General features: G+C 38.9%; 28 protein-coding genes and 2 pseudogenes. 16 read left to right on the forward strand and 14 right to left on the reverse strand.

The genetic code is table 11. The annotated features are described in order from the left end of the window. Window positions 1-184: 184 nt before the first annotated feature. Window positions 185-916, reverse strand: a complete 732-nt coding sequence (gene bglS / locus NSU16_RS09430; protein WP_326195908.1) for a beta-glucanase — start codon at window positions 914-916, stop codon at window positions 185-187. Window positions 917-1,685: 769 nt separating this feature from the next. On the opposite strand from bglS, the pseudogene NSU16_RS09435 reads away from it, so the two are divergent. Further along, window positions 1,686-1,909: pseudogene (locus tag NSU16_RS09435) on the forward strand (CPBP family intramembrane glutamate endopeptidase); the annotation flags it as partial. Between the two features lie 71 nt (window positions 1,910-1,980). Further along, on the forward strand, window positions 1,981-2,364 hold the full coding sequence (locus NSU16_RS09440; protein ID WP_339192555.1) for a UPF0715 family protein: 384 nt from the start codon (window positions 1,981-1,983) through the stop codon (window positions 2,362-2,364). A gap of 129 nt (window positions 2,365-2,493) precedes the next feature. Here the strand turns inward: NSU16_RS09440 and alr are convergent, their stop codons facing one another. Further along, window positions 2,494-3,675: an alanine racemase gene (gene alr / locus NSU16_RS09445; protein WP_268447444.1), complete on the reverse strand. Its 1,182-nt coding sequence runs from the start codon at window positions 3,673-3,675 to the stop codon at window positions 2,494-2,496. Between the two features lie 576 nt (window positions 3,676-4,251). On the opposite strand from alr, the gene NSU16_RS09450 reads away from it, so the two are divergent. Continuing rightward, entirely contained in the window at window positions 4,252-5,163 is a 912-nt protein-coding gene (locus tag NSU16_RS09450; RefSeq protein WP_168747925.1) for a VanW family protein, read from the forward strand. Window positions 5,164-5,463: 300 nt separating this feature from the next. Here the strand turns inward: NSU16_RS09450 and NSU16_RS09455 are convergent, their stop codons facing one another. From NSU16_RS09455 to NSU16_RS09470, 4 genes are all read right to left on the reverse strand, one after another. Then, window positions 5,464-6,255: a DUF817 domain-containing protein gene (locus NSU16_RS09455; protein WP_168747926.1), complete on the reverse strand. Its 792-nt coding sequence runs from the start codon at window positions 6,253-6,255 to the stop codon at window positions 5,464-5,466. 99 nt (window positions 6,256-6,354) lie between these two features. After that, complete coding sequence (locus tag NSU16_RS09460) at window positions 6,355-6,576, reverse strand: helix-turn-helix transcriptional regulator (protein WP_229147484.1); 222 nt, start codon at window positions 6,574-6,576, stop codon at window positions 6,355-6,357. Window positions 6,577-6,586: 10 nt separating this feature from the next. Then, the gene (locus tag NSU16_RS09465) at window positions 6,587-7,069 is read right to left on the reverse strand and encodes a DUF2975 domain-containing protein (protein WP_268506076.1); all 483 of its coding nucleotides are present in this window, start codon (window positions 7,067-7,069) and stop codon (window positions 6,587-6,589) included. A gap of 316 nt (window positions 7,070-7,385) precedes the next feature. Next, window positions 7,386-8,057 (reverse strand): SOS response-associated peptidase, encoded by a 672-nt coding sequence (locus NSU16_RS09470; RefSeq protein WP_339192556.1) that lies wholly within the window; start codon window positions 8,055-8,057, stop codon window positions 7,386-7,388. A 20-nt stretch (window positions 8,058-8,077) separates the two neighbouring features. Here NSU16_RS09470 and NSU16_RS09475 point away from each other — a divergent pair, with 20 nt between their 5' ends. Continuing rightward, window positions 8,078-8,311: a hypothetical protein gene (locus tag NSU16_RS09475; protein WP_339192557.1), complete on the forward strand. Its 234-nt coding sequence runs from the start codon at window positions 8,078-8,080 to the stop codon at window positions 8,309-8,311. A gap of 176 nt (window positions 8,312-8,487) precedes the next feature. Here NSU16_RS09475 and NSU16_RS09480 read toward each other — a convergent pair whose 3' ends face one another. From NSU16_RS09480 to NSU16_RS09490, 3 genes are all read right to left on the reverse strand, one after another. Further along, window positions 8,488-9,210, reverse strand: coding sequence for a YrpD family protein (locus NSU16_RS09480; RefSeq protein ID WP_268450525.1), 723 nt, complete (start codon window positions 9,208-9,210; stop codon window positions 8,488-8,490). Window positions 9,211-9,520: 310 nt separating this feature from the next. Next, window positions 9,521-9,724 carry a spore coat protein CotC gene (cotC, locus tag NSU16_RS09485; RefSeq protein ID WP_168747932.1) on the reverse strand — a complete coding sequence of 68 codons (204 nt, stop codon included), beginning with the start codon at window positions 9,722-9,724 and terminating at the stop codon, window positions 9,521-9,523. 193 nt (window positions 9,725-9,917) lie between these two features. Then, window positions 9,918-10,106 carry a twin-arginine translocase TatA/TatE family subunit gene (locus NSU16_RS09490; protein WP_339192558.1) on the reverse strand — a complete coding sequence of 63 codons (189 nt, stop codon included), beginning with the start codon at window positions 10,104-10,106 and terminating at the stop codon, window positions 9,918-9,920. Between the two features lie 258 nt (window positions 10,107-10,364). Between NSU16_RS09490 and NSU16_RS09495 the strand changes: the two genes are divergently transcribed. Then, window positions 10,365-10,766 (forward strand): hypothetical protein, encoded by a 402-nt coding sequence (locus NSU16_RS09495; RefSeq protein ID WP_168749435.1) that lies wholly within the window; start codon window positions 10,365-10,367, stop codon window positions 10,764-10,766. Between the two features lie 130 nt (window positions 10,767-10,896). Here NSU16_RS09495 and NSU16_RS09500 read toward each other — a convergent pair. Beyond that, window positions 10,897-11,264 (reverse strand): annotated as a pseudogene (locus tag NSU16_RS09500) (SRPBCC domain-containing protein). A gap of 187 nt (window positions 11,265-11,451) precedes the next feature. On the opposite strand from NSU16_RS09500, the gene NSU16_RS09505 reads away from it, so the two are divergent. The 7 genes from NSU16_RS09505 (at window position 11,452) to NSU16_RS09535 (ending at window position 16,456) form a co-directional block, all read left to right on the forward strand. Next, window positions 11,452-11,721, forward strand: a complete 270-nt coding sequence (locus NSU16_RS09505) for a hypothetical protein (protein WP_010334393.1) — start codon at window positions 11,452-11,454, stop codon at window positions 11,719-11,721. A gap of 26 nt (window positions 11,722-11,747) precedes the next feature. After that, the gene (locus NSU16_RS09510; protein WP_010334394.1) at window positions 11,748-11,936 is read left to right on the forward strand and encodes a hypothetical protein; all 189 of its coding nucleotides are present in this window, start codon (window positions 11,748-11,750) and stop codon (window positions 11,934-11,936) included. Between the two features lie 65 nt (window positions 11,937-12,001). Further along, window positions 12,002-12,811 (forward strand): hypothetical protein, encoded by an 810-nt coding sequence (locus NSU16_RS09515; protein WP_339181974.1) that lies wholly within the window; start codon window positions 12,002-12,004, stop codon window positions 12,809-12,811. Beyond that, window positions 12,808-13,428, forward strand: a complete 621-nt coding sequence (locus tag NSU16_RS09520; protein ID WP_286059926.1) for a DUF4166 domain-containing protein — start codon at window positions 12,808-12,810, stop codon at window positions 13,426-13,428. The genes NSU16_RS09515 and NSU16_RS09520 overlap by 4 nt, the downstream gene beginning before the upstream one ends. Then, window positions 13,422-15,050: a YndJ family protein gene (locus tag NSU16_RS09525; RefSeq protein ID WP_339192559.1), complete on the forward strand. Its 1,629-nt coding sequence runs from the start codon at window positions 13,422-13,424 to the stop codon at window positions 15,048-15,050. Before NSU16_RS09520 ends, NSU16_RS09525 begins: the two co-directional genes overlap by 7 nt. 109 nt (window positions 15,051-15,159) lie before the next feature. Beyond that, complete coding sequence (locus NSU16_RS09530) at window positions 15,160-15,471, forward strand: hypothetical protein (protein ID WP_026014714.1); 312 nt, start codon at window positions 15,160-15,162, stop codon at window positions 15,469-15,471. A gap of 226 nt (window positions 15,472-15,697) precedes the next feature. After that, window positions 15,698-16,456 (forward strand): poly-gamma-glutamate hydrolase family protein, encoded by a 759-nt coding sequence (locus NSU16_RS09535; protein ID WP_286058489.1) that lies wholly within the window; start codon window positions 15,698-15,700, stop codon window positions 16,454-16,456. Window positions 16,457-16,478: 22 nt separating this feature from the next. Here NSU16_RS09535 and NSU16_RS09540 read toward each other — a convergent pair whose 3' ends face one another. From NSU16_RS09540 to NSU16_RS09550, 3 genes are read right to left on the reverse strand one after another with little or no spacing between them, the layout of a single operon-like run. Further along, window positions 16,479-16,931 carry a YndM family protein gene (locus NSU16_RS09540; RefSeq protein ID WP_268451161.1) on the reverse strand — a complete coding sequence of 151 codons (453 nt, stop codon included), beginning with the start codon at window positions 16,929-16,931 and terminating at the stop codon, window positions 16,479-16,481. A gap of 8 nt (window positions 16,932-16,939) precedes the next feature. Further along, the gene (locus NSU16_RS09545) at window positions 16,940-17,239 is read right to left on the reverse strand and encodes a spore coat protein (protein WP_010334401.1); all 300 of its coding nucleotides are present in this window, start codon (window positions 17,237-17,239) and stop codon (window positions 16,940-16,942) included. After that, the gene (locus NSU16_RS09550; protein ID WP_229147464.1) at window positions 17,236-17,439 is read right to left on the reverse strand and encodes a DUF892 family protein; all 204 of its coding nucleotides are present in this window, start codon (window positions 17,437-17,439) and stop codon (window positions 17,236-17,238) included. Before NSU16_RS09550 ends, NSU16_RS09545 begins: the two co-directional genes overlap by 4 nt. A 302-nt stretch (window positions 17,440-17,741) precedes the next feature. Here NSU16_RS09550 and fosM point away from each other — a divergent pair, with 302 nt between their 5' ends. Further along, the gene (gene fosM / locus NSU16_RS09555) at window positions 17,742-18,164 is read left to right on the forward strand and encodes a FosM family fosfomycin resistance protein (protein WP_339192560.1); all 423 of its coding nucleotides are present in this window, start codon (window positions 17,742-17,744) and stop codon (window positions 18,162-18,164) included. Between the two features lie 81 nt (window positions 18,165-18,245). After that, window positions 18,246-18,674, forward strand: coding sequence for a hypothetical protein (locus tag NSU16_RS09560; RefSeq protein WP_229147463.1), 429 nt, complete (start codon window positions 18,246-18,248; stop codon window positions 18,672-18,674). Between the two features lie 394 nt (window positions 18,675-19,068). On the opposite strand, the gene lexA is transcribed toward NSU16_RS09560, so the two are convergent. Beyond that, window positions 19,069-19,686, reverse strand: a complete 618-nt coding sequence (gene lexA / locus NSU16_RS09565) for a transcriptional repressor LexA (protein ID WP_010334405.1) — start codon at window positions 19,684-19,686, stop codon at window positions 19,069-19,071. Window positions 19,687-19,841: 155 nt separating this feature from the next. Here lexA and yneA point away from each other — a divergent pair, with 155 nt between their 5' ends. Together yneA and NSU16_RS09575 are read left to right on the forward strand one after the other, a co-directional pair. Continuing rightward, the gene (gene yneA / locus NSU16_RS09570; protein WP_339192562.1) at window positions 19,842-20,153 is read left to right on the forward strand and encodes a cell division suppressor protein YneA; all 312 of its coding nucleotides are present in this window, start codon (window positions 19,842-19,844) and stop codon (window positions 20,151-20,153) included. A gap of 17 nt (window positions 20,154-20,170) precedes the next feature. Beyond that, window positions 20,171-20,824: a recombinase family protein gene (locus NSU16_RS09575; protein WP_010334407.1), complete on the forward strand. Its 654-nt coding sequence runs from the start codon at window positions 20,171-20,173 to the stop codon at window positions 20,822-20,824. Window positions 20,825-20,875: the final 51 nt, after the last annotated feature.

Here is a 20,875-nt window from a genome sequence, read left to right on the forward strand (position 1 = left end):
TAAAAGTTAGAACAAATTATCAAGATGTGCAAATCATTTTATAAAAATTTTTCTGTTTTTACAAATGTATACGTGTTCGAAGGCAATCCGGAAGCTTACAGAAGTGTGTAATCGGCATCCTCTTTTCATTACAATCATAAGAGCCTGGCTAGATTGCGGCAACAGGCTCTTATCACATTTGACATTATTTTTTTGTATAGCGCACCCAGTCGTAATGAGCGTATAGCGGTGTCACACCATTGTAGGAACCGAGCCATTCATCTACACCCGTACCATTCCACAAGTTCATCATGATCTTACCTGGTGTTGTCGGAATTTGGCTTGTCGCAGTATGTTTTAATTGCCCATCGACATACCATTTAATAGAGTTTGGTTGCCAATCGAACGCATACGTATGATAGGCGTTGGCAGCATCAAATCCGAGATCCACGAGCTTCTCATGGTTCCCTACACCATTTGTATAATAGTTAAATTGAACCTTTGTTGTGTCTTTTCCTAAAAATTCGATATCAATTTCATCCCAAGGAGTTCCATCCGTTGGGCCTGTGTAAGTGAAGAACGATGAAACAATTCCTACGTTTTTAGCTGGTTTCATCCTGACTTCATAAAGTCCATAGCCATATGTTTGAACAGAGCGGTTTTCCCCGCAGTCAAACTTGTTATAAGATGGACTTGTTAGCGCCAAACGCATTTCCCCTAATGGCGTCATTGATACGTTATTTGCACGCCAAGTACAGTTGAACATATTTCCATTCGAATAACCATTTGCTTTTTGCCAAAATCCAGAGTTGTAGCCATTAAAAGGGTCAAAAAACGATCCACCTGTTTGAGCCGAGGCAGTAGAAGTGAATGCAGACAAACTCATAAACAACCCAGTAACAAGAAGCAACAACACTCGTTTCATACGATTAGACATGTTGGTATCCCCTTTCTTTTGAAAGCGTTTTCTATGCCGATCATACATGATTCTTTTAAAAGGGAACATCGGTCAAAATAATGATAATAACGAATCTATTTACTAGAATCCTGTAAGTTTATGACGGTTCTCCTCGTGAGGAATGTAGCAACATCTTGTGTCTTTCTTCTAATAAACTGTAATTTGCAAGAACTTCTTGATCCTTTCCATTTCATTAAACAGTTTCTTTATTCTGAGTATAGAGCGTCCATCGTTTTTCAATATAATGATAGATCAGTACTTATTCTACAATAAGGGTCATTCAGTCGGGAACATTGAGGATTAAAAAAATGGTTAAGTAATTGTTGCAACAAACAGTGGCATTTGATTTCATACATAAAAGACCGCATAGGAAGAAATATCTTGTTTAAAACAAGTGAAAAAGGAGCTGAAAAGCTCCTTAAGTTTAAATCACTTTTGTATATATAGCCATGTAAAACCCGATTGAGTAATCATTAAGGGTAAAAGTATAGCTGCTCATGCAGGAACGCGGAAATTAGCATGCCAAATGATAAACCAGAACTCAATAAAATTTTTTTAAGATTCAATTATACCCACTCCATTTACATTTATATACATGTGTTGTATGTTAACTGGAAGATGTTTTGGAAATGAATTATGGGTCATAAAAGGCTGAAATCTTGATTTTAAAGGAATTGGTGCAGTAGGCGACAGTCGTTATAAATGTAAATTAGAAACTATCTTGCTCGGTAGGGAAACGGTCGTATTTGTTTTTTGCTACATTCTTTCGGGATCAGGATTCACAATCGCTCATTTAATAGATTGTAGCAAATGACACTATTTCATTTCTTTATCCATTTAGTTGCGGTAAATATGTTTATCACTTTCTTTTATGAAGCTTTTCCAGAGGAATTAACTTTTCGAGGGACAGTGTACTCTCTAAACAGGGGAATTAACTGTTTATCCTTGCTCCTACGACCAATTCTGTTTGTGCATACACCAAAAAAGACATCGAAAATGTGATTAAGACCAAATCTAATTAACTGAATGAATGGGGTAATAACATGCAAGTTTTAAGGATCATATTTGTTCATGTCTTGTCAGCGTTATCAGCCGCTGTTGTTTATGTTTTTGGCATTAATCATGATGGCTACATTCCATACTTCTTAATAAATGTTATTCTCTATCTCTTATATTTAATGTTTGCGGCACCTGTTCAATATTTCTTAAATCGCAAGCCAAAAAGGTTTAACCTCAATTATTTACTCATATACATATTCTTTTCCTTCTTAGTATGGTTATTCTTTGCTGTGATAACTGACTCAAAAAATACCTTAGACTTTCTAATGGAATACGAAATTTACTTATTGAGCATCTCATTTGCTGTAATCTTTTGGATCTGGGACTCAATTTTTCTGCAAAACAAGGCAAAGACAGCAGCTAAGTAACGTAAGTATCACAATATCAATCGAAAAATAAACCTAAAATTCCCATTGATATTGTGATACTCTTTTTTAAATTGCAAGGGATAGGGGGTAAGTGTGTAAAAATGAATCCCTCTTATTAAGCAAAAAAATCTACACGTACATTACTGGAGTTGATACCTTGAAAATTTCGCCATCTCTTATATAAAAACGGGGGACACGGCGGCTTAATGTAGACACCACTTCATAGTTGATCGTATTAAGCATTTCAGCAACTTCATCAACGGGAATCTCAGCTCCCTTTTGGTGACCGTAAATCACAACTTCCTCTCCTTGTTTGCCTTCACTCTCTCCTAAACTAACCATGATCATATCCATTGTCACTCTTCCCACCACCGGCACTCGTTTTCCGCGATGAAGAACAAACCCGCGATTGGAAAGTGCGCGAGAATAACCGTCAGCATAGCCGACCGGGAGTGTAGCAATGACTTCTTCGGGTTCTGCGATGTATGTAGCACCATAACTAATGGTTCGGGGTTCTGTCCGCATGGTTTTCACATAAGCGATGCGCGCCTTTAAACTTAATGCAGGTTCGAGCTTAACGAGGTTTAGTTGTTTGATATAGTCTGAAGGATATAAACCATATAAACCGATACCTAAACGAATCATATCAGCACTATATTCAGGAAAAGCGATAGCTGCAGCCGTGTTGCTCATGTGCACGGTGGGCAGTTCAATGCCGCGGTTCTTTAGAAAGCTGAGAAAATTGATGAATTTTTCGTGCTGTAGCTTAGTTAGTGTGGTGTCAGCTTCATCCGCTGTAGAAAAATGTGTAAAGATACCTGACCATCTTAGGAATTTACTTTCTGTTAATGCTTCCACTACTGCTAAAAGCTTTTCTTTTGTGCGTACACCTAATCGACCCATACCAGTATCCACATTTATATGAATACCCAAACGACTAGTACTCTCTTCGTTTTCCAATATTCTGTTAGCTTTTTTAATCCAATCAACCTGAAATGCTGATAATTCTATATTCCATGCTGCTGACTTTTTCACACAACTAAGGGATGTAAAACCAAGCACAAGGATAGGTGCTGTAATTCCCGCTTTTCGTAAAACGATTCCTTCCTCCACGCTGGCCACAGCGAGCTCACTCGCCCCGTGTTCCAGTGCATGTCGCGCCACTTCTACTGACCCATGACCATAACCGTTCGCTTTCACGACAGCCATAATTTTGCTCTTTTTTGGTATATGATGGCGTATTGCTCGCACATTTTTTTTTATGGCATCAAGATTTACTTCGATCCAAACTTCTCGGCAAAGCTTTGTCATCGACGCTTCCTTCCTTCTTATAGAGTAGTATATAGCGCATTTAGCCGTTCAATAAATTCTTAATATCAATGGTTCGATGCTTTCAATTTGATTTTATTCAACCTTAACTGAAATCATTCAACAGCAAACACTTCATCTAACGAGTAGATGCTAACCGACGGCCGAAGCTGTCAGTACTCTCGTTTTTAATTCTTTTTTTTTGCGGATTGTTCAATTTTATTTCTTTACTTCGAGCAACTGATACACAAGGCTTGTAAAGAGATGAGGATCGATACGGTGACCGAGGATCAGATAGTACTGCTAAATAAAAATAGTGCCCATGATTCTGACATTTGTTTTGATGTCAGCCAATGGGTAGTGAAGAGATATGGTGGATGCTGAAGCAGACATTGACTAAAATCTCTTAAGCAAAAGAACTGCAATTACAATTGTTCAAGCTTTCTTAGCGAGGGCACTGATTGTTTGCTTTGACTTTTGTGTTCATACAAAGACCAAGCGCTTGAGAACGCTATGATAAGTTGAAATACATCAAAGGATAAGCTCCTGCTCATACTAATTGTCGGGAGGTGCCGACTTATGATACAAATTTGGATCACCGGCCTTTTATTATTAGCTCAGCCCAGCGAGCCATCTGACAGTTTAACAATCACACAACAAGGACGGACGATTGCCACTGTTCACCGCGAAGATTTTACGATGCCTCTTCCCGGGACCCCAATGATTGATCATAAAAAATACTGTAAGTTCATCAAACGGCTTGATCAACAAATTTACCGGGAGCCCATAAACGCCAAGCTTAACGATCAAGGAATCATCATCCCTGGGAAAATGGGTTACAGACTTTATCAACAGGCGTTTAAGGAGAAATTTTACGCCTATTTCTTTGGTCATGGCCCATCCAATATAGAAGTGCCGGAATTAAACATTTATCCGAAAGTTGACAGCGAGTTGCTTGCTCACATCAGTACGCAGCAGCTAGGCCAGTATGTAACTTATTTTAATTCAAGCAATAAAAGCCGATCACACAATATTTCCCTTTCTGCAAAAGCAATTGACAATCATGTTGTTTTTCCTAATGAGACGTTTTCTTTTAATCAAGTTGTTGGGATGAGAACGCAGGACAAAGGTTACATGCGAGCGCCTATTATTGTGAAGGGTGAGTTGTCTGAAGGTGTAGGTGGGGGAATTTGTCAGGTGTCATCAACTTTATTTAATGCTGTCGATCGTGCGGGGCTGCAAATCGTTCAGCGCTATTCTCATACAAGAAGCGTACCATATGTGCCGTCCGGACGTGATGCCACAGTAAGCTGGGGAGGCCCTGACTTTCGCTTTCATAATCAATATAACCAACCGGTCTTAATTCGGGCCAAACGAAATGAGGGAAGTATGATTGTTACACTTTATTCCTCTGATGTCATCAATAACAAACTGCGAAAAGTTCCCAAAGCGCCATCACAGCTTCCAAAAGAAATAAATGCCGAGCGTTAAATGACATAAGCTATTCATTCACCTTATTCAACCTGACGACTTCCTTTATGGAGGTTGAGTTAGATAGACATAAGATTAAGTCCAAACGACTGAGCTCTCTAAACGAGAGCTGATGTTGATTAAATCATTACTGCCTGGTCGAAATCTTACTGAAATAGCCCTCTATTTTTCCGGCAGCTATTTATAAAGAAAAAAGCAACAATTGAAACGTTGCTTTTTACAGTTTATCTTATTCAGAATTTCGTATGCCAATTCCTTACTATGTAGGATCCGACTTTTATAAAAGAAGATTCTTAACAATTATAAAAATGGACTAGTATCTACCCTGGTGGAATTTTTCCCCTTCACTTGTTTTAACGTTGCGACTATAAGAAAGCTGACAATCACTAACAAGAGCCATGAACTCACTTTTCCTAGATGAACAAGACTCCATGCATCGGTTTGGTTTGGGTATTCCCAAGCCCCAAAAAACGTTGCGATATTTTCGGCTATCCATATAAAAAATCCGATGAGCATAAATGAAAGGGCGAGTGGCATACGATAACGAGTTCCATTCACCTCGTATGTGACCCATGATTGCCAAAAGACGATCATGACAAGTCCGGATAACCAAAAGCGGACGTCAATCCAATAATGGTGGATGAAAAAATTTAAATAAATCGCAGCGGCAAGAGGTACCACGGCCCAAAACGGCGGCCACTTAACCAGTTCAACCTTAAGCCTCCTCCATGCCTGGCAAAGATAACTGGCTACACTTGCGTACATGAAGCCGCTATACAAAGGCACTCCAAAAATTTTGGAATATCCCTGCTCTGGATAAGACCAGGAGCCCATATGTACCTTGAAAAGTTCAAGAGCAAGTCCAATCAGGTGGAACATTGTGATTACCTTTAATTCATCCTGAGTTTCAAGTCCAGAATATACCATCCACAATTGCATGAAGAGGCAGATGATGAGCAGCCAGTCATACCGTGGCAGGAAGGGAAGCGGTATGATTTGTGTAATTGCCAAAGAGGCAAAAATAACGACAGGAAACAGACATGAGAGGGCCTGCTCCCAGCCAAAAAAAATGAGCTGTTTAAATGCTTTCATGAATTTTTGCCTCCAAAGTTAGCTAAATAGACTTAGGGTTATGTGCATAGAATCACCGCCGAGTCATTATCTTTTCCATTCATAATGATTCCTGCTTTATTAATCATGGGTGTCTTCATCACTCTGGTATTCCAATATATCTCCTGGTTGACATTCTAAAGCCTTACAAATCGCCTCTAAAGTTGATAATCGAATGGCCTTTGCCTTTCCATTTTTCAATATAGAAAGATTAGCCATCGTGATTCCAACCTTCTCGGACAGTTCCGTTACGCTCATTTTCCTTTTAGCCAGCATCACATCAATATTGATTATAATTGCCATTGTTTTCACCTCAGACTGTTAAATCATTTTCTGATTTTATATCTATAGCTTCTTGCAAAAGCCTTTGGAGAACAGCAGCAAAGACTGCGATAACCATTGAGGCAAAAATAAGGACCAATCCGATTAGTATGATACCTGGAGCGTCGTCCATCTCCGCGATGAGATAGAAGAGTGGCATGCCTGCCATAAGTAAAAGACTGATTGAGATTGCACTGTATTTTATTTTCTTTAAAGCTCTTACTGATAATTCCGAGAAAGCTTTATTCCGGTCAATATAGCTTAAAAGTGTAAAGGCTTGATACAGAGCGAAATAAAAAGGTATTGCCGCTGCATACAAATCGATATAAACGAGATATTTTAGATAAGAAATATCTGGATACAATTCCGCTGCAAAGTTCGCTATCTCTGGCACCAAAAATATGCACAAAGCAAGAACTGGAATTCCAATCAGAATAACAGCTATCCTTAAAAAGAGTGTTGATCCTCGTTTCATAAAAAGCACCTCACCTAATATTGTCGATTTGAATGTAGCACATTATTTATCGTTTTACAATAAAAAAATATTGAAATAGATGATTTTCTTGTTGTTTTAGAGCTATCTTTTTCACTGTGGGCAAGAAAAAAGCATTTCTCATTACAGAGAAATGCTCAATATCTTTAATCGATTCAATTTAAAAATTGTACGGATAACTGAACCATTGGTGTAAAAATAACGCATGGCACATAAGGAATTGTTTTTAAATCATGTACACGTTCGTTTTATAAAGCTTAGGCCGAAGGTGATATATAAAGCAATCTAGCAGCGACGCTCAATGGGGTTCAATAAGCTCAGGTGAATTGTTTTTAGGTGAGTTAACGAATGATGAAACCTGGTATGCTTCCATGTCATCATCATATGGCAGCAGTAAGCTTTTGAGATAATCGGGATCTGTATTTTTAGGGTTCAGCCATTCTTTCTCATGTTCGCAACTCAAAATAACCGGCATTCGATCATGGATGTCCTCCATAAGCTCATTAGGTTTTGTCGTAATGATTGTGCAAGTGTAGAGCGGATGACCTTCAGGTGTATTCCATTTTTCGTATAAGCCGGCAAAAGCGAAAAGATTGGATGATTTCAGCTTGATTCTCATAGGAATCTTAGTTTTTGGATCAAGGCGTTTCCATTCATAAAAACTGTCAGCTGGGATGATACAACGTTTACTTACAAGTGGCTTTCGAAAGCTGGGTTTCTCGGCCAATGTTTCAGCACGAGCATTGATCATTTTATAACCGATCTTTTCATCTTTAGCCCAAGGAGGAATGAGACCCCATCTTAATTTTCCAAGGCGGTTGCTTGATCCATCATTAATAATAGTAAGAATGTTTTGTGATGGCGCGATATTATAGCTTGGTTGATATTCGTCTTCAGGCAAGAAGTGATCTATGTTGAATTGCTCAATGATGTCTTCAAATGCTGAGAATAAGGTGAATCTGCCACACATGTTCATCATCCTTTTGGTTTTTGAATATTGTACTGGATTGGTATATGAAAATCAAAAAGGGGATTGTGAAGCAGCAAAATGTTAAAGATTTGGTGTGTGGTTTAGGTGGAAGTGGAAAGAAAAAGCTATTTGGAGGAGAGCGGAATAGCAAATATCTGAAATGCAAAATAAGAACAGATCTACAGTGGATGGCATGTAAAGAATGTAACTATTTCGAAAACCTTTCAGCTAAACAAAAAAAGGTAGATCTTTAAGTAATACAGAAGGAAATGTGGAAAATAGCGACATGGTATGGAATGAGATTAATTATTTTAATCAGTGTGAGTGTATAAGGATTTCTATTTATCAGGCTTCTGAGGACAAATGAAGTGTTCAGGTTTTACAACGAGAAAAAGGCCGCCGGCATTGCCAGCGGCCTTTTGATGCTTCTTTATTTATTAACAGAAATCGTAACGTTATTTCCAGAAGGGAGGACTTTTGCAAAATCCTGTGTATCTACGACAGGTGTCACTGCTTTATTGTCGATTGTAATATTGTTAAAAGTTGTTGAAAAAGTTGCTTTAATGGCAGAGCGCTGGCTTTCAGTTGAAACCGCAGCGGTGGCAAGTGTTTTCCATTTCGATAGAGTGCCAATGTTCGTTCCTTGGATTTCCATGATAATACGTCCGGTATAGCCATCATTGTTCGTTCCCCAGAGGGTCATGCGAGTATTCCCGTTCAAGTTTTTGTAGATCGTCATTTGCACTGTGCTTCCGGGACGAAACCCTTTATTGTAAGTGAATTTCTCTTTTCCTTCGATATATGTTTCATCATTTTTAGAACCGACTTTCATGAGCGGTTTCCATACGTTGTATTGTTTGCTGTACTGAAGACCAATATCTGCTTCAGTTCCGTTTTTTGCGCTAAAGCCTGAATAAATATAAGGGGTAGAGACAGAGTCTTGGATGTTCACTGTGTCGGGAAGCTTAATTTTAGCCGTGAAAACAGCGCCTGTGCTGTTCAGGTAGGCGCGTCCGCCGATTCCCTTAGGCAGCTGGGAAGCCGCTTTTGCTACTTGAGTGTCTGCTCCTGGAAGACCTGGAACACCTGAAGAAATGGTTCCGAAAAGAATAGCTGTTCCTACTGCACCTGCAATCAATACTTTTTTCAACAAAATTCCCCCTTTTAGAAGTGGTTTCGCAATTATTATACCTTATTTTGGAACTTCTTTTATTAAGATAAATCGACAAAATCGTTAAAATCTCATGTTTATGAATGGGTTATGTTTATAAATTGACACCATAGATCTATAATAAAACTAATTAAACTATGTACTAAATATTCAATTTTTATTAAAAAATCGGCATTAAGGAGCAAATAACATTAGACCTATGATTCATATAGACATTGAAGCTTAGTTATTTCTGCAAAAAAACCCCCGGCCATTGACCGGGGAAGCAAAATTGAGGAGATTAAATGGAGTATTAGCAGTGTTTCTTACGTTTTTTATACTCTACAACGTAGTCATAGTCTTTTTTGTCGTGATCATAATGTTTTTTGTCATAATCACAGTAATAATCTTTTTTGTCATGGTGATCAGAATATTTTTTGTCATAGTCGTAATACTTCTTGTAATACGTTTTTTTAACCGTATAATACTCTTCTTTATATTTTTTGAAATAACCCATAAATACCCCTCCTTTTATGATCATACGCTTTATTATATGGAAGTTAGATTTTACGGATTGGACAGTTTAAATCACAAACTCAAAAAAGGGCTGTCCAAAAAAAATTGAGGGTAATCAGAGGAAAACTGAGGGATCGCGCAGAAACAAATCAATATAAAAAGCCGATGTTCATCGGCCGCCAAATCATTTTATCTTACATTTGCTTGTCTTCTTTGTGTTCTGAACCACTACTTCTTATGTCTTGAGTCAATCCGCTGGTCGCTTTTTTAAATTCTGATAAGGCTTTTCCGGCAGATCGGCCAAGCGCAGGCAGCTTATCAGGACCAAACACTAAAAAGCCTACAAATAAAATAACTAACATTTTTGTGACGCTTAATTCCATGATATTTTTCCTCCTCCTGTTTGAAGTACAACCTTATTAACAAATTATAAAAGATGGCGGTTCAAATGAGAATACGTCTGTTTCGAATGTTTTGTAAACAAAGGCGAATGGAGAATGATGTGGTTTCTTCAGGAAAAAATGCTGATGATAAAAACGTATGAAGCTTCCAATGCCTTACACATACCTGCGATTTTATTTAAAGGGGGTGATACAAATATAACTGTAACTTGCTATTATTATCATAAGGGAGAGATCGTAATGAAGAGATTCAACAAGCTAATAGGATACCTGTCTGTTTTCATGTTCGCTGCGGTTTTTCCATTATCGGCACATGCAGAAAAAGCGGGAACTACTGGAGCCGGAGAGTGGGATAAGCTTGGAACTTACACCTATACTTATTCAAGTCCGACGGTATACTCGAGCGGAGGCGATTTTAGAGTTTGTCTTTCAGGAAGTACACCTTTCTCTGTATCGCTGCACCTATATGAGGATGATCCTGGTGACAACCCCGATGAATATGTGGGCTCTAATTATTTTTCACCCGGAGAATGTCATACCTTTAGCAGTATAGGAAAATTTGTAGATGGAAGCAATAACAAGGCAGAATTCTTTGTTACTGATTACTCTGGTAAATCAAAAACAGTGACGTTTTACGATTGATTTGAGAGATAAAGTACAGGGAATATAAGTTTGTCAGAGTAAAAGAGAGAGGGACTCTCTCTTTTTATACTGTATGAGGAATGAAATATCTCACTCTTGAACCGCCATGCGAAGGATTCACCATGCCTGTTCAGCAGTCATCCATCTTATCCCGAGCTTTACCAATCATTTCGTTCGGCTTTTTCCATCCGCTGAGGATGAGAGTAAATTCTGTTTTTTCCCTATGTCTGTTAATTGAAATGTAGCAATTCATCCAGCGGTATCCCATTCAAAAGAAAGCTCGCCGGGGGCATGAACCGTCCAAACTTTGCAAGGAGATGGTCCAAATGGTGATTGTAAATGAAATTTATATCCTTCCGGCAGCTGAAAATCATTCGGCATAATCCACTTTGCTATGCCTTCTGAAGTTGAGACTGTCTCCTAAATGTTTTGAATAGGCCCCTCTAATAATATATGTTTCGTAATATCCCATAATGTATTCTCTTGATATCCATATATTTCTCCTCATTATTCAATTTAGACTTTCACGCAAATTTTATATCATCTAACGAAATCATATCCATAGTGTGTATAAATGATGCTGAACGTGTTGTCGGCAAGTGTTTCAATATATAAATTCCACGATTGAAATTGAATTGAGTATCCTTTTATTGTTATATTGTTGATGAAAGGCAGTGGAAGTCTCATGCGAAAATACGAAAATACAGCAAGAGAGTGGAAAGTATATATTATCATCTTTTCATTCTTCATTATTTGTGTGGCTGCAATAGGCTTTTTTGAACAAAGATTTCTTTTAAATCAATTAGCATGGCGGGTGTTTGATGCACTGATCAGCGTTGTGTTATTTGCCAATGTGCTGTTTTTCTGGAGAAAAAGGAAGAGCATAGCATATATTTCAGGCATTTTGGCTGTTGTGAATGTAATTTTGCTGATATCACTGCTTTTTCTAACTTGATGAGATTGTAAATAGGAGGGTTCTGCATGCTCGGTAAAATTAAAGCGGCCATTGATAATAGTCCGGGAAAACCGGCCAAAATTGCAGTTAATGAAAGCGCATTTCAGCAGCTAAAAGAAGAGATGCGTTTTGTTTGCGTTTCCAAACCTAAAACCATTATGGGGATACCTGTGGAGGTTTCAGATGATGTAGAAGGCTTTGAACTCAGATTTTAATGATAACATATTTTTATCCTATATATATGAATATAGGAACTTCTTGAAAAGAAGGGGGGAGGGCTGTGAAACAGAAGCCGATTTATGTAGAAATCGAGATGACATCTGACCTGGACAAGCTTTGGGAATATACGCAAAACCCATCGCTACATAAGGAATGGGATCTGCGGTTTTCTGACATTACGTATTTGCATAGAGGCGTAAATGAACCGCAGAGGTTTCTTTACGAGACAAGAATTGGCTTTGGATTAAAGGTGTCAGGTGCTGGGGAAACCGCGGGAACGAAGTTGCATTCCTCTCAAAGAGTATCCTCCCTGGTCTTTTCCTCCAACCATCCGTTATCCCTGATTAAAAAAGGCAGCGGGTATTGGAAATACATACAGCATGATAACGGGAAGCTTACCTTTATGACGCAGTATCAATATGAAACGGCATATGGCTTTCTGGGAAGATGGATTGACCGTTTATTATTTCGGCCGCTGATGGGCTGGGCAACAGCATGGAGTTTTGATTCATTGAGACTTTGGATTGAACAAAATAAACATCCGAAACAATTGATCCGTTATGCGTTTGTCTATATGCTGACGTGCTTGTTTTTTAGTCTGTTTTGGTTTTACCACGGATTTGCAGATCGTGAAACGAACAACATGGCAAGAGCAGCGATAATAGTTTTGGGCATTTTATGGCTGAGTCCATTAAAGAGAAAATGGATACTTCATGCTGTGCAGGCCTGTATCTTTGCTGTCTACGCTTTTCTGGATGCCGGAATATGTTCTTTATTATTAAGTGTGGTTACTGCGGCAAGCGGCTTGATCAGTCTCCGGCTTCCAAGCGCTCGGCATACGGAACGAAAAAAGAAAGAAGTGAAATGGTGAGTTCAATGTATAAAAAAACAATTATAAATTATCATCTATTACATCCCCAGCTGCAGAAACGTTATCAATTAGACCGGTCACATACATTCAGCGGAAGAGGAACGATGTCAGAAATAAGCGGAGGTTCTTTTTTGGTCAGAATGCTGCTGAAGTGCGGGGTGTTTTTTAGATGTTTCTTTTCAGAGAGAGGAAAGGACATCCCTTTTACAATTAAAAACAGAACATGTCTTACAGAGCAGGAACATACGGGGGTTGAATGGAATCGGACTTTTGTCTTTAAAGATAAGAAGCGTTTCTTTGATGCAGTTATGGTATACGACGAAAGTGAAAAACGAATACTTGATTTTTTCGGCCAACCTCATATTTTGCTGTCCGTTTTAACTTTTGAAGCACTCTCTGACGGGTCTCTCCACATTACATCAGGAAAGCAATGGCTATTAATATGCGGGAAAAGGATTCCTTTGCCAAAATGGCTGAGCGGTAATTCCACTGTATGCGAAACGTTTGATGAAAGCAACAACTGCTTCACTATTCAAGTTCATGTGGAAAATGCAATTCTTGGCACTCTTTTTTATTATAAAGGGACGTTTCAGGAAACAGAGGGAGAAGTATGTTAAAACGACACGGCATCATTCGTGCGCTTTGTTTCATCTGGTTTCTTGCATCTGAAGCTCCCGACATATCAGTTGCGGAGGCGCTTGTCTTGTTTTCCATTCTCTTTTTTGTGCCGGGAATTTTTCCTTTTGTTTTTCATCAATCGGTTCACAGGTCTATTCGATCTTTGGAAAAATTATTGATGCACATCTATCCTGCAGCAGCTGTTTTCGCGGTATTAGCCCTTGTGACAGATGTCGGGTATTTTGCACTGATCTGGTGGATATACACTGCTTTGTTGGCTCTGTATGGTATGTTACGGCTTTCGAAAACAAAAATACATAGAATAGAGGAAACATCTATCTTATGTGGACTCGTTTATTTGGGAGGAGGGGGATTTTGGTTTTTTGCCTATGCTGCACATTTACAAATCCTGCACTTCGGTCCTCTCATTATTTTGCTCACAGCTGTTCATTTTCACTATTCTGCTTTTCTTATCCCGATCTTTAATGGTTTACTTGGCAGAGTCCATAGAGAAAAACGGGTTATGTACGGTTGGGGGACATGGATTATTTTACTGTCGCCGCTCCTCATCGCACTCGGTATAACATACTCAAAAACACTTGATATCTTGGCGGTTGGTATCTATATGGCTGCACTTTATCTCAACTCATACTTAATATTTAAGACAGCTTTTCGCAGTAAGACAGGCAAAGTGCTTATCCGAATGTCTTCTCTCGTTTTAATGATAACGATCTGTTTCTCTTTGGTTTACTCATTCGGTGTATTTCGGCAAAAAGTCACGCTGACCATCAGCCAAATGATTTGGATACACGGTGTCGTGAACGCATTCGGTGTCATTTTGCCGGCTCTAGCAGGATGGAGAAAAGAAAATCCTCAGCCCTCGGATGCGAGTGTCAAAGTTTTCAGCCGTATATACGGAAAGAGAACAATCGGAAAGAACTTTTTGCACAACATTCACGCTGAAAATAACTTTCAATATAGTGGACTTGTGGATGATATGAGAAGCCTTCGTTCAAACGATTTTTCACCGGAGCATTTGAAACCGTTGATTGTTTCTTTTTATGAACAGACGAAAGATTATGAGGTAAAAGCAAAAGTGACGTGGAGTACTTGGTTTCAGCCCTTTGCGAAAATGTATGAATACATCAGCAAAAGAACCGGACAAATACACCTGTCAACGAACCCTGACTGGTATAGGATGCACAGTACAATAAAAGGTGTCCATTCAAAAAAAGACGGAAGAAAAAAGGTGCGTGCCTGGATCAGAACAAATGAAAAAAACGAAAGCATTTTCACCGCGCTGTATTCTGTATATCGCTCAAAAGGAGAGGGGTACATGAATATTTCTCTGCCGCTTCCTTTCAGTAATATGACAGGCGTTTTAAAGCCTTATCATCACAAAGAGAACCTGATTCTGACCAGCAGGCGGAGAAAAAGCGGTGCTGGGGATGAAGGAATTTATCTTAGAACAAGAATCGGGACATGCCCGCTTCCATTATCTGAAACCTTTCTTATAAAAGCTCCGTGTGCTAGCAGGTTAACAGCTGTTCACGAAATGTGGCTGTTTGGGATTCAATTTCTAACTGTTAATTATGAAATTACATATTGCCCGTCCAAATGAAGAATATAAAACAAAGACAAGCGTTCATCTGACAGTTGCTCGTCCGGCAAACAATGGACCGGCGCATTTTAATTCTGCACCTCATACAGACGGGGAAGGAAGGGTTTTTATGTTGTATATCAGTTTATTTCTGATTGTATGGCTGGCTGCGGGATTTGCAGTGGGGATGAAGCAAGTTTATGTCGATCAGCTGTTTGATAAAGATGTGATCGAAAGGCTTGAAAAAGAAGCAGGTGACCATGATCTTGTTGTCCGTTTTATCAAACACCGTTTCGTTTATATTGCAGCAGTTACTTTAAGCGGGTTTATTGCTGTTTACAGTGAAATAAAAGCCATTCCGCAAAAGCGGAGTATAAGAAAAATTGAAAAAGACATTAATAAGCTGAACAAAGTAAGGAAACGCGGGAATAACAGAAAGTAAAAGGTGCACAAGCCAGCAGGCGGGTGCATTTTTTTATTTAATGGAAAGCCGGTGCGATCTTACTTTTTGCTAAGGAGTATAAATTCATAAATGTGAAGAACAGCACCCGGGCTAATGGTATATAATATTGTGAATTTAACAAAAATTTAACAAGGAGGACGAGATAATTCGTGCTAAAGCCTCAAAGAATCCAGCATCCTGTGTTTTTGGTTTTGAGGCGGAGTAGATGAAACCGGCCAAAGTATCCCTGCTCCGCCGTTTGCTCCATTCCTTGAAGCATGTTGATTGTAACATAGTCAAACGTTTTCCATCAACTTTAAAAAATGTAAAAATGTTGTTAATTTTTTTGTTGTTTGTTCCGGTTTCTTCAGTATGTGCAGAGGATATCTATCAGAATTTCGAGGAATTAAAGAATAACGAAGATCCTTCTGATTACAGCATTGTCACAAAAGAAATCGGCAGCCCTGTGCTTGTTTTAGCTATTCACGGGGGAGGTATTGAAGGCGGCACAAGTGAATTAGCGAGAGAGCTCAGCCAACAGTATTCCATGTATTTGTTTGAAGGTTTGAAGACGTCTGGAAATTCAGTGCTGCATATAACAAGCACACATTTTGATGAACCTCAGGCACTGAAACTTGTAGCAAGTCATGAGTATGTCATTTCATTGCATGGGTATGCAGGAGAGGACCAACAGATACAAATCGGCGGAACAGACCGATCAAGAGCGGCAGAATTGGTTTCAGAACTGCAGAAAGCCGGTTTTCCAGCTGAATTGCTTGGTACGGATCATCCGCATGCAGGCGTAAGTCCAAACAATATAGCGAATAAATCAAAAACCGGTTTGAGCATCCAGTTAGAGATGAGTACAGGTTTTAGAGAATCTTTGTTTGGCATCTTTTCTTTAAAAAGCAGATCCACGACTCAAAATGAGAGGTTTTATGATTTTACGGAAGTGTTGACCCATTTTATGCAAAACAGTTATTAAAATAAGGAGGCTTTGCGCCTCCTTATTTTTCATCCTTCTGATCAGGGGCTTCAGGGAACAATTCATCTGATGCCTCGGTTTGATATTGCAACGTGTTATCTTTAGCAGTCAGTTCGTTTCTGAATGTTTCATCCAACACATTTTTCAGCAAATACCGGTGAAAAAAATATTCAAAAACAGTCAGGCAGACAGAAGCAATAAGAGCAGCTGCAAACGGTGAGAAACCGTTTCTCGTTTGCGTTTCAAGAAAGACCCAAAGAATAACGAGTGAAAGCCCGAAGTCAGCCAGTGAAGCTGTCACATTGCTGGTTCTCGGCAAGATCAGGATGTCACCGGAAAGGTATGTTACAAAGCTTAAGAAAAATGCTATAAACAGCACACTTAAGAAGGAAGCATGGTAAACTCTATCCAAAATCACATACAATAGGGCAAGAGTTAAAGCTGTTTTAGAAGCAAGAGCGATAATATGTTTCATTTGATCACCTATATTTGAGGCAAATCTTTAGCGGTATCTGCAGCCTCAAGATCGACACTTATTTGCTGAGTTAAATCTTTAGAATGATAAAAACCCTTTGCGGCCATATAAAGATAAATTTGTTCATGGGTATTAATCGCGTCATGTAAATATTGCTGCAGCGTTTCTCTGACTTCTGGGGAAGAAGATTCTGTGATGGCAGCTGCAATATTCCTTACGCCTGTCTTTGCCGATATTAAAAAATCCGTTGCGATCACTTGTTCGGTCATGCTGCCCATTCCGGCTAATTTTTGAAAGAACTCATTCACGCTTGTTCACCTCTCACTGACAGCAATTCCTGCAAACGTGCAACCTGCTGTTTTGTTTTTTGAGCATCCTGTTCAAGAATACTCTTTAATTCTTCATCTTGTACAAGTCCCGTCATGGTTGAAGATTTTGTCAAACAAAGATTTTTAAACGTAAGCAATTCGTGCAATTCTAACGTTTCATGAAGGCCGTAGTCATTCATCACGGTCATTCCCTTCTTAAGTAATATGGTTTATTTTGAGCAAATTGCTTTTGTTTACACTGGTATTTTTTGCTGTTGAATTGAAACTTTCTGACTGGAGCACCCGTACATAAGGGTGGGGATGAGCGTCTGAAAATAAAAATCCAGCATTCAATCTTTTGAAACAGGCTGAGTAAAAATTTGAAGAATTATACGCTTTTACTAATAAAACGTCTTTATCACAATGTCTGTATTGCATTATTGAAAGTCTCATATTTAAGTTTTTTTAATCGGCTATCTATAAATACTGAGGAGGAGACACAGTGGAGATCAAAGGGATCAATCACTTGTTATTTTCTGTTTCTGATTTACTGACATCCCTCGAGTTTTATCAAAATGTCTTTGATGCTAAATTGTTGGCCAAAGGAAGGAGCACTGCATATTTTGATTTAAACGGCATATGGCTGGCTCTCAACGAAGAACGTGACATTCCCAGAAATGACATTAAGGCTTCTTATACCCATATCGCTTTTACAATTGAGGAAAGTAAGTTTGAAGAAATGTCCGCAAAATTAAAAGATCTTCAAGTTACTATTTTGCCTGGGAGAGAACGAGATGAACGTGATCGAAAATCAATTTATTTCACCGATCCTGACGGCCATAAATTTGAATTCCATACAGGAACTCTTCAAGACAGACTTCAATATTATAAGCAAGCTAAAACCCATATGGATTTTTATGATTGAAAAAGTACGGGAAACAGAGCAACAGAGGATATACATATTTATCTTTTGGGGGTAATATATGGTAGAGGAGGGGGATTGCATTTGAGAAATAAAATCTTGCTGATGACAGCTGTTTTGCTATGTGTTTTTGGAACCGGGACGATTCATGCAGCAACTTTACATTATGAATATAAAACCGATTTCATTCTAAATGATGAAACAAAAGCGCTTTATGTAGAAAACATTGGTGATATACCGGCAATTGACTATTTTTTAGGGTACCAGTTTACGATACGAGGAGTGAATACTTGTTCAGTTGACATTAAGCTTCAGCGAATGGGACTTACAGGTAATTACACTACGTTAAGCGCCAAACAATTCACCGGTAATTGGTTTGATTTTAGCGCTCAAGATAAGGTTTCCATTGAACCGTATCATCGGTATCGAATAGTAGCTGAAGAACATTCCCCAAACTGTGGAAGTGTTCATGTAAAAGGGCGCTATGGTGTAGAATATTTTACTTTTGATTGATGCTCACATTTATTGAAAAGCAGTGAGCTTTTTTTGTGGAATAAATTAACTAAATAAACTATGTACTAAATATTCAATATATTTCTTTTTGATCTCGCTCATGATAAAAGAGCAGAGTATAACTAATCTTTTCACGTCCAAGATCGAAACATTTATAAGATAGGAACGACTACATTTTTAAACAATATTTTTTAAAGAAAAAGTTTCGTTAAGGAAAGAAAATTTCTTGACTTCAACAATTAAATGATGGATAATTATGGTGTAAACATGATGTTCTTTTTCCTCCTATTCAGGTTCGCACCTAAGCCAGGGCGAACCTGCTTTTTTTTAAAACAAAACCCCCACTCCGTAAAGGGAGAGGGGGTTTATTCTTTGTAACTGATAGTTTGATAGTTTAATGGACAGTTCTGAACACACCAATTACTTTTCCTAATATGCTGACATTCTGCAGTATAATCGGAGCCATGGTTGGATTTTCAGGCTGTAGGCGAATGTGTGTATCCTCTTTATAGAAACGTTTTACAGTAGCTTCATCATCTTCTGTCATCGCCACTACGATTTCACCGTTATTCGCCGTGTTTTGCTGTTTTACAATAACATAGTCCTTATCAAGTATACCCGCGTCAATCATACTGTCTCCCATAATCTCCAGCATAAACACATGCTCATCCGGAGGAACCATACGGTCAGGAAGCGGGAAGTATTCTTCAATGTTTTCAACCGCTGTAATAGGTGATCCGGCCGTTACTTTTCCGATTACCGGTACATTAACGACTTGGCTCTTTGGAATCTCTACTTCTTCATCCAGTATTTCTATCGCTCTTGGTTTTGTCGGATCGCGTCTAATCAGCCCTTTTGTTTCCAAACGGGCCAAATGGCCATGGACAGTTGAACTGGACGCAAGGCCGACAGCCTCTCCGATTTCTCTAACGGAAGGCGGATATCCTTTTGATTTAACCTCTGCTTTAATAAAACGGAGGATATCAAGTTGCCTTTTTGATAGCTTCGTCATTTTTTGCACCTCTAAACGTCGATTTTAAGTAGATTATAGCATGATTTTCCTGACAGTACAAACATAGGTTCGAAAAAACAATTGACAGAAACGTTTGTTCGTATATACTGAAATTATAAAAATGCGAACAAACATTCTCGTTGGAGGTTGTTATCATGAGTAAAGAATCTATTATTTTTGTCGGCCTGTTCACTGTGATTCTAAGCGTGGTTATTCTTCTGTTGTCATATACAAGCAGCGACCAGGAGCTTAACCAGTATGTTAAAATAAAAGTTCAGCAGGGGGATACGCTTTGGTCGCTTGCCGACCAGGTGGCTGACTCAAAAAGGATAAATAAAAGTGATTTTATTGAATGGGTAGCTGAAAAAAATAATCTTCAGCCGTCTGAACTTCAGCCGGGAGATGAATTGGTGATTCCATTAAAAAAGGAACATCCGGCTGCATACGAACTGGCTACTGTTAAATAGAGAGGAAAGGTAGAAAGGTGAAAGCACTCATTTATGCCCGCGTAAGCACAAATAAAGAACAGCAAGAAACCTCATTAAAGCGGCAGGAGGAGGAGCTTACGGCCATTGCGGCTGAAAACGGCATAGAAGTCGTCAAAGTGATTTCTGAAAAAGCCAGCGGATATGAAATGGACCGGGATGGTGTATTTGATTTGCTTGATCATATCAAGAACTCAAATATTGATGTGATTTTAGTTCAGGATGAAACAAGACTCGGCCGGGGAAACGCGAAAATTGCACTTCTTCATTGTATTTACAGGGAAGGAGTGAAAGTATTTACGACCGCTCACAGAGGTGAACTTGAGTTATCGGAGGCTGACTCTATGGTGCTGGAAATCGTCAGTATTGTGGAGGAATACCAGAGAAAAATTCACAACATGAAAATTAAACGCGGAATGAAACGCGCAGTAAAAAATGGTTTTAAGCCTCAAAAGAACCTGAAAAACCAGCATGAAAACAGCGGAAAAGATAGAATAGAAGTTCCGATCTCGGAGATTGTCCGGTTGAGAGCGAATAAACTGACGTTTGCAGAAATCGCGGCTACGTTGAGAGGTTTTGGCTATGATGTGTCAAAGGCGACAGTCCATCGGCGTTTTCAAGAATACATAGAGAATGAGCAGACAGGCGAGTGAATCAGTTGTAAAACTCCTCGTGTTTTAGTAGTATATACACAAAATGCAATA

Source organism: Bacillus sp. FSL K6-1003, from assembly GCF_037964945.1.
Classification (GTDB): Bacteria; Bacillota; Bacilli; order Bacillales; family Bacillaceae; genus Bacillus; species Bacillus mojavensis.